Source organism: Pseudomonas sp. PVC-5-1 (assembly GCF_057444345.1).
In genome coordinates this window covers 5,002,630-5,015,198 of record NZ_CM172024.1, presented here as the reverse complement: position 1 = coordinate 5,015,198, position 12,569 = coordinate 5,002,630, and the positions used below count along the sequence as shown (strand labels likewise).

14 protein-coding genes are annotated in these 12,569 nt (G+C 65.0%); 9 read left to right on the top strand and 5 right to left on the bottom strand.

Translation table 11 applies throughout. The annotated features are described in order from the left end of the window. Positions 1 to 26 precede the first annotated feature (26 nt). On the bottom strand, positions 27 to 683 hold the full coding sequence (locus AC2T3R_RS22940) for a YciC family protein (protein WP_085720952.1): 657 nt from the start codon (positions 681 to 683) through the stop codon (positions 27 to 29). 166 nt (positions 684 to 849) lie between these two features. Here AC2T3R_RS22940 and AC2T3R_RS22935 point away from each other — a divergent pair, with 166 nt between their 5' ends. The 3 genes from AC2T3R_RS22935 to AC2T3R_RS22925 all read left to right on the top strand — a co-directional run bounded on the left by AC2T3R_RS22935 (position 850) and on the right by AC2T3R_RS22925 (position 2,859). Further along, positions 850 to 1,602, top strand: a complete 753-nt coding sequence (locus AC2T3R_RS22935) for a DUF2076 domain-containing protein (RefSeq protein ID WP_410952212.1) — start codon at positions 850 to 852, stop codon at positions 1,600 to 1,602. A gap of 162 nt (positions 1,603 to 1,764) precedes the next feature. Beyond that, a complete protein-coding gene (locus AC2T3R_RS22930; protein WP_004576858.1) occupies positions 1,765 to 2,244 on the top strand; it encodes a LabA-like NYN domain-containing protein in 480 nt (159 codons plus the stop codon). Positions 2,245 to 2,253: 9 nt separating this feature from the next. Next, a complete protein-coding gene (locus tag AC2T3R_RS22925) occupies positions 2,254 to 2,859 on the top strand; it encodes a 3'-5' exonuclease (protein WP_039613572.1) in 606 nt (201 codons plus the stop codon). Here the strand turns inward: AC2T3R_RS22925 and AC2T3R_RS22920 are convergent. Continuing rightward, complete coding sequence (locus AC2T3R_RS22920; RefSeq protein ID WP_410952211.1) at positions 2,856 to 3,305, bottom strand: Lrp/AsnC family transcriptional regulator; 450 nt, start codon at positions 3,303 to 3,305, stop codon at positions 2,856 to 2,858. The two genes, AC2T3R_RS22925 and AC2T3R_RS22920, sit on opposite strands and share 4 nt — an antisense overlap. A 154-nt stretch (positions 3,306 to 3,459) precedes the next feature. Here AC2T3R_RS22920 and yedA point away from each other — a divergent pair, with 154 nt between their 5' ends. Together yedA and rhlE1 are read left to right on the top strand one after the other, a co-directional pair. Next, complete coding sequence (gene yedA, locus AC2T3R_RS22915) at positions 3,460 to 4,380, top strand: drug/metabolite exporter YedA (protein ID WP_015271917.1); 921 nt, start codon at positions 3,460 to 3,462, stop codon at positions 4,378 to 4,380. Positions 4,381 to 4,435: 55 nt separating this feature from the next. Next, on the top strand, positions 4,436 to 5,767 hold the full coding sequence (gene rhlE1 / locus AC2T3R_RS22910; protein WP_486744308.1) for an RNA helicase RhlE1: 1,332 nt from the start codon (positions 4,436 to 4,438) through the stop codon (positions 5,765 to 5,767). A gap of 120 nt (positions 5,768 to 5,887) precedes the next feature. On the opposite strand, the gene AC2T3R_RS22905 is transcribed toward rhlE1, so the two are convergent. The 3 genes from AC2T3R_RS22905 to pmrG all read right to left on the bottom strand — a co-directional run bounded on the left by AC2T3R_RS22905 (position 5,888) and on the right by pmrG (position 9,073). Next, positions 5,888 to 7,123, bottom strand: coding sequence for a TIGR03862 family flavoprotein (locus tag AC2T3R_RS22905; protein ID WP_486744307.1), 1,236 nt, complete (start codon positions 7,121 to 7,123; stop codon positions 5,888 to 5,890). Positions 7,124 to 7,271: 148 nt separating this feature from the next. Continuing rightward, a complete protein-coding gene (locus tag AC2T3R_RS22900; RefSeq protein ID WP_015271914.1) occupies positions 7,272 to 8,186 on the bottom strand; it encodes a histone deacetylase family protein in 915 nt (304 codons plus the stop codon). A gap of 194 nt (positions 8,187 to 8,380) precedes the next feature. Beyond that, positions 8,381 to 9,073: a lipopolysaccharide core heptose(II)-phosphate phosphatase PmrG gene (gene pmrG / locus AC2T3R_RS22895; RefSeq protein ID WP_486744306.1), complete on the bottom strand. Its 693-nt coding sequence runs from the start codon at positions 9,071 to 9,073 to the stop codon at positions 8,381 to 8,383. A gap of 179 nt (positions 9,074 to 9,252) precedes the next feature. Here pmrG and AC2T3R_RS22890 point away from each other — a divergent pair, with 179 nt between their 5' ends. From AC2T3R_RS22890 to AC2T3R_RS22875, 4 genes are all read left to right on the top strand, one after another. Beyond that, positions 9,253 to 9,822, top strand: coding sequence for a GNAT family N-acetyltransferase (locus AC2T3R_RS22890; RefSeq protein WP_013974316.1), 570 nt, complete (start codon positions 9,253 to 9,255; stop codon positions 9,820 to 9,822). A gap of 95 nt (positions 9,823 to 9,917) precedes the next feature. Continuing rightward, positions 9,918 to 10,787, top strand: a complete 870-nt coding sequence (gene tesB / locus AC2T3R_RS22885; protein WP_025340733.1) for an acyl-CoA thioesterase II — start codon at positions 9,918 to 9,920, stop codon at positions 10,785 to 10,787. Continuing rightward, positions 10,784 to 11,374, top strand: coding sequence for an HAD family hydrolase (locus AC2T3R_RS22880; RefSeq protein WP_013974314.1), 591 nt, complete (start codon positions 10,784 to 10,786; stop codon positions 11,372 to 11,374). The genes tesB and AC2T3R_RS22880 overlap by 4 nt, the downstream gene beginning before the upstream one ends. Before the next feature lie 163 nt (positions 11,375 to 11,537). Continuing rightward, positions 11,538 to 12,548, top strand: coding sequence for a zinc-dependent alcohol dehydrogenase family protein (locus tag AC2T3R_RS22875; protein WP_486744304.1), 1,011 nt, complete (start codon positions 11,538 to 11,540; stop codon positions 12,546 to 12,548). Positions 12,549 to 12,569 lie beyond the last annotated feature (21 nt).

The window sequence follows — 12,569 nt, the reverse complement described above, 5'->3', positions numbered from 1 at the left end:
TCCCGGTCAAGCGATGAGCCTGGGCATCACGCCCCGGCTTCGCCTTCCAGCAACATGAACAGGCGATACAGCACCACGGTGCTGAACAACTGCAGGAAGCCGCTGAGGCTGTCCATGGCCAGCTCCATGCCGGGCGATGGCTCGGGGAAGGCCATCAGCAGCAGGCCGTCGATCAGCCAGATCGGCGCCAGCACACCTACGACACAGATCATGATGCGCATGAAGTGCCCGGTGGTCATGCTTGCGCTGTCGCGCATCGACTGCACCACCGGCCGGCCGCGCAGTACCAGCAGGTACTCGGCGAACACAAGGTTGATCATGATCCACACGCCCGGAAAGATGAACAGCGCCAGGCCGGCCATGATCAGCAGCGAGCTGATCAGGATCAGCAGGGCCAGCTGCGGCCACAGTTGCACGGCGCGGGCGAACAGGTCGCGCTTGGCGATTTCCTGGCCGTTGCTGCGGGTGTCGAGGTACAGGATCAGCGCGGCGCTGTACAGCGGGTAGAACAGCAGGCTGATCAGCATGCCGTAGGCCGGCGATGCCTGGTCGCCCATCTGCCGGTACAGCAGCTGGGTGAGCAAGGCTTCCAGCACCACCAGCGGCAGGCACAGCTGGAGGATGCTCGGCAGGTGGCGGCGGAAGAAGTACAGGGAGTCGCGCAGGACGCTCAGCGGATTCATCAGTCTACATCGCATGGCAGTAAAAACAGGGGCATAACTTTAGCCCAAAGCAGGCCTGGGGCTGTCACTTGCTGAAAAAAGTTTCACGCCGCCGGTGATTGAATCCCACGCCTGTACGCCCCATCTTTGACGCTGTCCGTTGTCCGCTACCCCACGAGGTCGCCCCATGAATACTGAAGAACAAACCCTGATCGACGGCCTGTTCGGCCGCCTCAAGCAAGCCGAGGACCCGAGCCAGCCACGTGATGCGCAGGCCCAGGCATGTATCGAGGAACATGTGCGTCAGCAGCCAGCGGCGCCTTATTACATGGCCCAGGCGATCCTGGTGCAGGAGGCAGCGATCAAGCGCCTCGACGAGCAGAACAAGCAACTGGAAGCCGAACTGAAGCAGGCTCGTGCCCAGGCCGAGGCCACCCGTGCCGGCAGCGCGCCGAGCAATGGCGGTGGTGGTTTCCTGTCCAGCATCTTTGGTTCGTCTGGGCGCAATGCGGCCCCGGCCGTGCAACCGCAGCGTCCCGCTGCAGCACCCGTGGCAGCTGGCGGTGGCTGGCGTGAGCCGTCGGCGCCGGGCTTTTCCCAGCCACAAGTGCAGCAGCCTGGCTTTGGCGCTGCACCAGCACGCAGTGGTGCCAGCAGCTTCCTCGGCGGTGCGATGCAGACTGCGGCCGGTGTTGCGGGTGGTGTGTTGCTGGCGCAGGGCATCAGCAGCCTGTTCAACCACAACTCGCAGCCCGAAGAGGTGGTAGAGGTGATCAAGGAGGAGCCGGCGCCGGCCAGTGACAGCGGAGGCTGGAACGACTCGGGGGCGCAGCAGGTAGCTGACAACGGTGGTTGGGGCGGCGACCAGGGTGGTTATGCCGACAGCGGTTATGGCAGCGATGATGGCGGGTTCTTCTCGGACGACGATTCGTACGTCTGACAGGTCTGGCATACTGCTGGCAATTTTGGGGGCGCTTTGCGCCCCTTTCGCGACACAAGGCCGCTCCTGCAAGGGTACGCGAACCCCTGTAGGAGCGGCCTTGTGTCGCGAAAGGGCTGCAAAGCAGCCCCCAGCATTCCAGGCCGACCAAGGGGTTCCAAGGTGAAAAAGATCGCGCTGTTCGCCGATGTGCAGAACCTCTACTACACCGTGCGCCAGGCCCACGGCTGCCATTTCAACTACACCGCCCTGTGGGCCGATGTCAGCCGCGAAGGTCAGATCGTCGAGGCCGTGGCCTATGCCATCGACCGTGGCGACAGCAAGCAGCAGCAGTTCCAGCAGATCCTGCGCAACCTCGGTTTCGATGTGCGCCTCAAGCCCTTCATCCAGCGCAGCGATGGCTCGGCCAAAGGTGACTGGGATGTGGGTATTACCTTGGATGTGATCGACGCCGCCAGCCGCGTCGACCAAGTGGTACTGGCCTCCGGCGATGGCGATTTCGACCTGCTGCTGGAGCGTGTGATACAGCGCCATGGCACCGAGGCAGTGGTGTATGGTGTGCCCGGGCTTACCGCACTGTCGCTGATCCGTGCCGCCACCCGTTATGTGCCCATCGAGGGTGCGCTGTTGCTCAAACACTGAGGCCCCTGCATGGAACGTATCGCTGTCATCGACTTTGAAACCACCGGCATCAGCCCCGGCGCCGGCTGCCGCGCCACCGAGGTGGCGGTGGTGATGCTGGAGGGCGGGCGCATCGTCGAGCGCTACCAGAGCCTGATGAACGCGGGTGTGCCGGTACCGGCATTCGTCGCCGGGCTCACTGGCATCACCACCGCCATGCTGCGTAGTGCGCCGCCGGTGGACAAGGTGATGAACGAAGTGGCCGAGTTCGTTGGTGGCACCCCGCTGCTGGCACACAATGCCGCCTTCGACCAGAAGTTCTGGGACTACGAACTGGGCCGCATCGGCCGAAGCCGCAGCCAGGCCTTCGCCTGCTCCTTGCTGCTGTCACGACGCCTGTTGCCGGCGGCACCGAACCACAAGCTGGGCACCCTGACCCGCTGGGCCGGGCTGCCGGATACCGGTACCGCGCACCGGGCCATGGCCGATGCCGAAATGGCCGCCAACCTGCTGCAACACCTGGCTGGCGTGCTGCGCCAGGGCCATGGTGTACAGCAACTCTCGCACGACCTGCTCTGCCGCCTGCAGAAAACCCCGGCCGCCAAGGTTCGTGAAACCCTGGCCAGGTTCTGTTAGGGCTTCTTCTCCAGTTGCGCCAGCGGCACCCGCCGCTCCACAGCGCTGGAGAGAATGATCGAGGTCTTGCTGAAGCCGAACTGCGCGACCCGGTTGATCAGATCTTCAAGCTCCGGCATCGAACCCACCGCTGCCTGCATGATGACGCAGGGGTCGCCGGTTACCCGGTGGCATTCGGTCAATTGGGGGATCTGGGTCAACGCTTCGTAGGCCTGCTGGTTGCCGTGGCTGGCCAGGCGCAGTTCGATCACGCACTGGATCGGCAGGCCGATCTTGCTCATGTCGACCTTGGCCTGGTAGCCGGTGATAACCCCGCTGGCCTCGAGCTTGGCCACCCGCTCGGCCACCGCCGGCGCCGACAGGTTCACCTGGCGCGCCAGTTGCGCGAAGGTGGCGCGGCCATTGTCGAGCAGGGCGGCGAGCAGCATGCGGTCGTACTTGTCCATGGGTTATTCCTGCCTGGTTTCGATTCGATTGAAAAGCATCCGAATAACCATGCAATGCAAAGTGTTCGGGTAATTTAAAGCTGTTTTGTAACTTAAGTTTACACGATGGCCTTTCTAAACTAAGCCACCCGTAAACGGATTTCGAGTGTTTCCCATGCCTGCCTCCCGTCGCTTCCCGTTGTTGCTCATTGGCGCTTTCCTGGCCTTGTACCTGGTCTGGGGCTCCACCTACCTGTTCATTCGCATAGGCGTCGAGAGCTGGCCACCGATGCTCATGGCCGGAGTGCGCTTCCTGATTGCCGGGGGCCTGCTGTATGGCTTCTTGCGCTGGCGCGGTGTGCCGGCACCGACCTGGCCGCAGTGGCGGGCTGCGGGGGCGATCGGTTTCCTGCTGCTCAGCTGTGGTAACGGTGGCGTGACCGTGGCCGAGCATGCCGGTGTGGCCTCGGGCGTCGCTGCGCTGGCGGTGGCGACGGTGCCGCTGTTCACGTTGCTGTTCGGCCTGCTGTTCGGGCACCGCAATTCGAAGCTGGAGTGGGCGGGGATCGCCCTCGGGTTGGTGGGTATCGGCCTGCTGAACCTGGGCTCCAACCTTCAGGCAAGCCCGATTGGCGCGGCGCTGATCATCTTTGCGGCGGCGTCGTGGGCGTTCGGCTCGGTGTGGAGCAAGACCTTGCCGCTGCCCCAGGGGCCCATGGCCAGCGCCGCAGAAATGCTCGTTGGTGGCGCTGTGCTGCTGCTCGGCAGCGCGCTGTCTGGCGAGCGCATGACGCAGATGCCGACCGCTGCCGGCTGGGGGGCACTGGCCTACCTGGTGTTCTTCGGTTCGATCCTGGCGTTCAGTGCCTACATGTACTTGCTCAAGCACGTGCGCCCCGCAGCTGCCACCAGCTATGCCTACGTCAACCCGGCGGTGGCCGTGCTGCTGGGCATCGTCTTTGCCGGTGAGCAGATTGGTGCCGAAGAATGTGTGGCCATGGCGGTGATCATCGGCGCGGTGGTGCTGATCGGCCTGCCGCAGTGGCGCAAGGCACCTGAGCCGGCGCAGCCGTTGAAAGGCGAAATCTGCAAGTAGGCAGGGGTGATGCGGTAAACTTGCCGCCTTCGCTGAACCCCCTGACGGTATTGCCATGAATTTCGCCAAACTCGGCCTGATCGAACCGCTGCTGCGCACCCTGCAGCAACTGGACTACACCACCCCGACCCCGGTGCAGGCCAAGGCCATCCCCGCCGTGCTGGCCGGCCGCGACCTGATGGCCGCGGCCCAGACCGGCACCGGCAAGACCGCGGGCTTTGCCCTGCCTGTGCTGCAGCGCCTGGCGCTGGAAGGCGAAAAGGTGGCCAGCAACTCGATCCGCGCGCTGGTGCTGGTGCCCACTCGTGAGCTGGCCGAGCAGGTGCACAACAACGTGCGCGAGTACGCCGAGAACCTGCCGCTGAGCACCTACGCGGTGTATGGCGGGGTCAGCATCAACCCGCAGATGATGCGCCTGCGCCGTGGCGTCGACCTGCTGGTGGCCACCCCGGGGCGCTTGCTCGACCTGTTCCGGCAGAACGCCGTGAAGTTCAACCAGGTGCAAACCCTGGTGCTGGACGAAGCCGACCGCATGCTCGACCTGGGCTTTGCCGAAGAGCTGCAGTCGGTGTACGCCGCGCTGCCACGCAAGCGCCAGACGTTGCTGTTCTCCGCCACTTTTTCCGACCAGATCCGCATGCTGGCGGGGCTGGCCCTGAACGAACCGCTGAGCATCGAAGTCAGCCCGCGCAATGCCACGGCCACCAGCGTGAAGCAGTGGTTGGTGCCTGTGGATAAAAAGCGCAAGGTCGACCTGTTCTGCCACCTGCTGCGCAAGCAGCGCTGGAAGCAGGTGCTGGTGTTCGCCAAGACCCGCAATGGTGTGGACCAGCTGGTGGAGCGCTTGCTGGCCGAGGGTGTGAATGCCGACGGCATTCACGGTGACCGCCCGCAGGCCACTCGCCAGCGCGCGCTGGACAGCTTCAAGGCCCGCGAAATCCAGGTGCTGGTGGCGACCGATGTGGCGGCCCGCGGCCTGGATATCGATGACTTGCCGCTGGTGGTCAACCTTGACCTGCCGATCGTTGCCGAGGATTACGTGCACCGCATCGGGCGTACCGGGCGGGCGGGCAACAAGGGCGAGGCTATCTCGCTGGTGTGTGCCGATGAAGTGCAGCTGCTGGCGGCGATCGAAGTGCTGACGCGGCAGACCCTGCCGCGTCATGAAGAGCCGGACTTCATCCCTGACCACCGGGTGCCGATGACCGACGCCAGTGGCCAGGTGATCAAGAAGCCGAAGAAGCCCAAGAAGCCGAAGGAAAACAGCGCCAAGCGCGGGTTGGGGCGCTGGATGGACAGTGCTGAATCAGGCAGTGCGGAGCCGGCGGTGAAGGCAGTGCGCAAGGTGCCGAGCTTCAATGGTGGGGCGCGCAAGCGTAAGCCGTAGCCTGCGGAAACTTGGCCCCTGTAGGAGCGGGCGTGCCCGCGAAGCAGGCACCGCGGTGCATGGCACGGGCTTCGCCCGTGTTCGCGGGCGCGCCCGCTCCCACAGGGGGTCGAGTATGTGTCAGGACTTCAGCCAGCTTGCCGCCGCCCGCCCGGCGCGCAAGCCGCTGGCAAAGCACGCTGTCAGCAGATACCCCCCAGTCGGCGCCTCCCAGTCCAGCATCTCGCCGGCACAGAACACCCCCGGCATGCCCTTGACCATCAAGCCTTCATCCAGCCCCTCGAAACGCACCCCACCCGCGCTGCTGATCGCTTCATCCAGCGGCCGCGTGCGCACCAGCGTGATCGGCAATGCCTTGATCGCCCTCGCCAAGGCCCCAGGGTCGCCAAAGGTCGCCTGATCGGTCAGCTCGCGCAGCAGCGCAGCCTTGACCCCATCGATACCCAGCTGGCTGTGCAGGTGCTTGGCCATGGAGCGCGAACCCCGTGGTTTGGCCAGCGCCTGGGCAATCTTGTCCACAGGCTTGTCCGGCAACAGGTCGAGCAGCAACACCCCGTGGCCCTCACGGTTGATGGCCTCGCGCACCGGCGCTGACCATCCATACACCAGGCTGCCTTCCACACCCTGCGCGGTGAGGATGAACTCGCCCTTGCGCGGCACGCTGCCAGGAACGCTAAGGGCAATGTTCTTCAACGGCGCACCGGCGAACTTGTCCTTGAGCAGCGCGCTCCAGCCTGCCACTTCAAAACCGCAGTTGCTGGGCTGCAAGGGTGAGATATCCACAGCCCGTTCGGCCAGCAGCGGCTGCCAACTACCGTCCGAGCCCAGTCGCGCCCAGCTGCCGCCACCCAGCGCCAGCACCACCACGGCGGCCTTCACCAGCCGCTCGCCTTGTGGATAAGCAATCCGCAATGCACCCTCGGCATTCCAGCCCAGCCAGCGGTGACGGGTGTGGATAACTATTCCGTTGTCGCGCAGGCGCTTGAGCCAGGCGCGCAGCAGTGGCGCGGCTTTCATGTCGGTGGGGAACACCCGGCCCGAGGTGCCGACGAAGGTTTCGATGCCCAGGCCGTGAATCCACTGGCGCAAGGCGTCGGCATCGAAGTCGTGCAGCAGCGCGGCGATTTCGCCCTGGCGCTCGGCATACCGGCTGACGAACGCCGGGTAGGGCTCGGAATGGGTGATGTTCATGCCACCGACACCCGCCAGCAGGAACTTGCGACCCACCGAAGGCATGGCATCGAACACCTCGACCGCCAGGCCCGCCTGGGCCAGTGCTTCGGCGGCCATCAGGCCGGCTGGGCCGCCGCCGATGACGACTGCGAGGGGAGGGGAGGCGGGGCTCAGATCAGGCATGGTGGGCAGCAGGCTGTGGAAAAGAGGCGCATTCTAGCGCAGCGCGGCCTGTGGAAGCACTGCTCAAAAAATGATCAGAGCTTTGCAGGCCTTGCCTGTAAAGGGCTGCAGCGCCTTTCCCGCAGGTTATCCACAAGCGGTTCCACAGTCATTGTGAACAACCGATGACGCGTGCCGCGCTGTGATGAAGGATGCCATGGCGCCTGGCCAGGGCTGCGCGGTCCTTGCTGTAGCCACCGCCGATCACGCCCACCACCGGGATGTCGCGGCCCAGGCAGTGGCGCAGCACCGCTTCGTCACGGGCGGCAACGCCTGCATCGGTCAATTGCAGATAGCCCAGGGCGTCGTCCTTGTGCACATCGACCCCGGCGTCGTACAGCACCAGGTCGGGTCGATAGAGTGGCAGCAGGTAGTTGAGGGCGTCGTCCACCACCTTCAGGTAGGCCATGTCGCCCATGCCGCGGGGCAGGGGGATGTCCCAATCGCTTTGCGCCTTGCGCGCCGGGAAGTTCTGTTCGCAGTGCAGCGACACGGTGATGGCGTCTGGTGTGTCGTGCAGAATGCGCGCGGTGCCGTCACCCTGATGCACATCGCAGTCGAAGATCAGCACCCGGTGTACCCGGCCAGCCTCCAGCAGGTAGCGGCTGATCACGGCCAGGTCGTTGAAGATGCAGAAGCCGGCAGGGTGGTCGTAATGGGCGTGGTGGGTGCCGCCGGCAAGGTGGCAGGCGATGCCGTGCTGCAGCGCCATCTCGGCGCTCAGCAGCGAGCCGCCTACGGCGCGCACGGTACGCCGGGCCAGGGCCTCGCTCCAGGGCAGGCCGAGGCGGCGCTGGTCCTCGCGTGACAGGTCACCGTTCATGTAGCGCTCGATGTAGCTGCGGTCGTGGGCCAGGGCGAGGATGTCGTTGGGGCAGATGTCCGGGCGCAGCAGGGCTTGGTCGGTGGTCAGCCCGCTGTCGATCAGGTGGTCGTGCAGCAGGCGGAACTTGTCCATGGGGAAGCGGTGTTCGGCAGGGAACTCCGGGCTGTAGTCTTCGTGGTAGATCAGCGGCAACGGCATGGGTGGGGTCGCAATCGGGGCCAGTGCTGATCTTGCCATGGCTGGGGCAGCTTTGCTGCCCAATCGCCGGCAAGCCAGCTCCCACAGGTACTGCACAAGGCGAAAAGGCTATGGGATACCTGTGGGAGCTGGCTTGCCGGCGATGAGGCCAGAAAAGGCAGTGCAAGGCGGTTGCCCTGGCAGCAGGAGCGGCGTCAGTGCTGTTTCGTGGTACTGGCCAGCACCCGTTGCCAGTCCGGCTCGTTCAGGCGGCCGAGGATGCGCGTCTTGCCATTGCCATCCACCGAAACGAACAGCGCACTGGCATAGCCGCTCTCACGCTCGCCCCCCGCAACTTTCTGCTGGCGGGCAAAATGGTCGATGCAGCCGTTGTGGGTCACCAGCACCAGGTTATGCCCCGGTCGTTTGTGTGCCAGCGCTTCGCTGGCGAACTGGCTGTCACAGCTTTCCAGCCAGCCCTCACTGGCCACCGCCTGGCCAAGGATGAAATGCGCGGTTTGCCGTGTGCGCAGTTTCGGGCTGCTGAGCATATCGGCGTTGTTAAGGCCCAGCTGGTGCATCCCTTGGCCAACACGTCCGGCAGCCTGGCTGCCGGCCACGGTGATGCCGGTGGGGTCGTCCAGGCACGGGCCGGGGGCGCTGTCGCAGCGCTCGGCGTGGCGGATCATCACGATCACCGCACCGTCGGCCCAGTCCTGCAGCAGGCCGCTGTCACTCAATTGCCGTTCGTTGCCAAGGTCCACGATGTGCGTCCTCGTCGCCAGCCAGGTGCTCAACGCCGCCACGACCATGCACAGGCCAAGGGCGGCACCGAGGGCTTTGCGGGTCAGGCGTCGCTTGCGCCGGGCGTGGATGGCAGGGTGCCCCAGGGTGTTGCTCGATAGCATGCGTTGCTCCGTTGGCATGGTCGCGGCTGGCGCGGCGGTGTTGGCTGGCATCCTGCCAACAGGCCTGTCGGGGGGCGGTGAAGGGCGTGTGAAAATTGCATTCGGGCGCGCCGGCTAGGTGAAACCTGCACCCGCGCCTACGCTGTAAACTGCAAGACGGTAAAACCGGAGCACGCCCGATGACCCCTATCCTGCAACTGGAAAGCGCGCGGCTGGTACTGCGCCAATGGCACGACGACGACCTGCGCGAGTTCGCTGCCCTGTGTGCCGACCCGCAGGTGATGCGCTACTTCCCGGCGCCGCTGACACGCCTGGAGGCAGCCGCGCTGATCGGCCGCGTGCGCGGGCATTTCAATGAGTACGGCTTTGGTCTGTGGGCTCTGGAGCGCAAGGACAGTGGTGCCTTCATCGGCATGACCGGGTTGCTGCACGTGGGCTTCGATGCCGATTTTGCGCCGGCGGTGGAGATCGGCTGGCGCCTGGCACGCCGCCACTGGGGCCTGGGTTTCGCCAGCGAGGCGGCGTGGACATGCCTGCGCTGTGCTTTCGCCCAATTGCGCCTGGAGGAAGTGGTGTCGTTCACTAGCGAGAGCAACCTGCCCTCGCAGAAGGTCATGCAGGCCATCGGTATGCAGCAGGACCTGAATGGTAGTTTCGAACACCCGCGCCTGCCCGTGGGCCATCCGCTGCGCCCGCATGTGCTGTACCGCATCGATCGCGCTCACTGGGAGCGTACCCTGCGCGCCTGAATGCATGGCCATGCCCGGCGCGAATGACAAACCCTGTATTATTTGCCTTCATAAGTGTGCTGTAGAGACGTGTTGCCTTGCTAGGAGAACCCCCGATGAGTCATGTGTTGGACGACCTGGTCGACCTGTTGAGCCTCGAGTCCATCGAGGAGAACCTGTTCCGTGGCCGCAGCCAAGACCTGGGCTTTCGCCAGCTGTACGGCGGGCAGGTACTGGGCCAATCGTTGTCGGCGGCCAGCCAGACGGTCGAGGATGCACGCCATGTGCATTCGTTGCACGGCTACTTCCTGCGCCCTGGCGATGCCAGCCTGCCGGTGGTGTATTCGGTGGACCGTGTGCGCGATGGCGGCAGCTTCAGCACCCGGCGGGTGACTGCGATTCAGAAGGGCCAGCCGATCTTCACCTGCAGCGCCTCGTTCCAGTACGACGAGGAAGGTTTCGAGCATCAGGCGCAGATGCCCGAGGTGGTCGGCCCGGAGAACCTGCCCACTGAAGTCGAGCTGGCCCGGGCCATGGCCGACCAGTTGCCCGAACGCATTCGCGACAAGGTGCTGTGCGCCAAGCCGATCGAGATCCGCCCGGTCACCGAGCGCGACCCGTTCAACCCCCAGCCTGGCGACCCGGTGAAGTACGCCTGGTTCCGCGCCGACGGCAACCTGCCCGATATCCCCGCCCTGCACAAATACATGCTGGCCTACGCCTCGGACTTCGGCCTGCTGACCACTGCGTTGCTGCCCCATGGCAAATCGGTGTGGCAGCGTGACATGCAGATCGCCAGCCTCGACCATTCGCTGTGGTTCCATGGCAACCTGCGTGCCGACGAGTGGCTGCTGTACGCCACCGACAGCCCCTGGGCGGGCAATGCCCGTGGCTTCTGCCGCGGCAGCATTTTCAACCAGGCCGGGCAACTGGTGGCGTCGTCGTGCCAGGAAGGCCTGATTCGCCACCGCAAGGACTGGGCATGAGCCTGGGCGAGGTGCGCAACTGGGTGTTCGACATGGACGGCACCCTGACCGTGGCCGTGCACGATTTTGCCGCCATCCGCGTGGCGCTGGATATCCCGGCCGAGCACGACATCCTCACCCACCTGGCAGCCTTGCCGGCGGACGAGGCGGCGGCCAAGCATGCCTGGCTGCTGGAGCACGAGCGTGACCTGGCGATTGCCTCCACGGCGGCCACCGGGGCGGTGGAACTGGTGCGCGAACTGGCCCAGCGTGGTTGCCGGCTGGGCATTCTGACCCGCAATGCCCGTGAGTTGGCGCATGTGACGCTGGAGGCCATCGGCCTGGCGGACTGCTTCCCGGTGGAGCACATTCTGGGGCGTGACGAAGCAGCGCCCAAGCCAAGCCCGGATGGGCTGCTGAAGATTGCCAATGCCTGGGGTGTGACACCGGGTGAGCTGGTGATGGTGGGGGATTACCGGTTTGACCTGGACTGTGGGCGTGCCGCAGGGGCGCGCACGGTGCTGGTGAACCTGCCGGACAATCCGTGGCCGGAACTGGTGGATTGGCATGCGGCCGATTGCCGGGCATTGAAGGTGATGCTGGGCTGAGTTTTTGTGTCGCCTGTGCGGGCCTCTTCGCGGGCTTGCCCGCTCCCACATGTACTGCACTGCTGTTGAGGGTGGTGAAGATCCTGTGGGAGCGGGCAAGCCCGCGAAGAGGCCGGACCTGTCTATGCTGAACCCCAATCTTTTCCCTGAAGGAGACCTATCCATGACCAGCAAGGCCATCTACGTAAAACCCGGCGGCGGCTACGACAAGGTCGAGGTCGGCACCTGCGAGGCCTCTTCACCCGAGGCCGGCGAGATCACCGTGCACCTGCACGCCAGCTCTCTCAACTACCACGATTTCGCCGTTGTCAGCGGCATGTGGGGCCCGAGCGAGCGGCGCATCCCCATGGCCGATGGCGCTGGCGAAGTGGTCGCGGTAGGGAGCGGCGTCACCGAGTTCCAGGTCGGCGACAATGTGGTCAGTACCTTCTTCCCCGACTGGCTCGACGGCCAGGCAAATGTGGAAGGCTTCGCCAAGGTGCCCGGCGACGGTATCGATGGTTACGCCCGTGAACAGGTCACTGCTCGTGCCAGCGCCTTCACCTTGGCGCCCAAGGGCTTCAGCCATGCCGAAGCTTCCACTCTGACCACGGCCGGTCTCACGGCCTGGCGCGCGCTGATGTGCGACGACCACCTCAAGCCCGGCGATACGGTGCTGGTGCAGGGCACCGGCGGTGTATCGATCTTCGCCCTGCAGTTTGCCAAGCTGGCTGGCGCGACGGTGATCGCCACCTCGTCCAGCGACGCCAAGCTGGAGCGCCTGAAGGCCCTGGGTGCCGACCACCTGATCAACTACAAGAGCACTCCGGCGTGGGGTGAGAAAGTGCGCGAGCTGACCGGCAACCTCGGCGTCGACCATGTGATCGAAGTGGGTGGCCCGGCGACGCTGGAGCAATCGATGATCGCCGCGCGCATTGGTGGGCACGTGTCGTTGATCGGCATCCTCACCGGCGTGGCCGGGCAGTTGCCGCTGGTGCAGGCGCTGGTGCGGCAGATTCGCCTGCAAGGCGTGCTGGTGGGCAGCCGCGCCCAGCAGCAGGCGATGGTGCGGGCGATCGATGCCAACGGCTTGCGGCCGGTGGTGGACAAGCATTTCGAGCTGGAGCAGATCGTCGAGGCGTTCCGTTATCAGGAGAGCAACCGGCATTTCGGCAAAATCTGCCTGACCTGGTAACAGGGCCTGATGCGGTTCTCT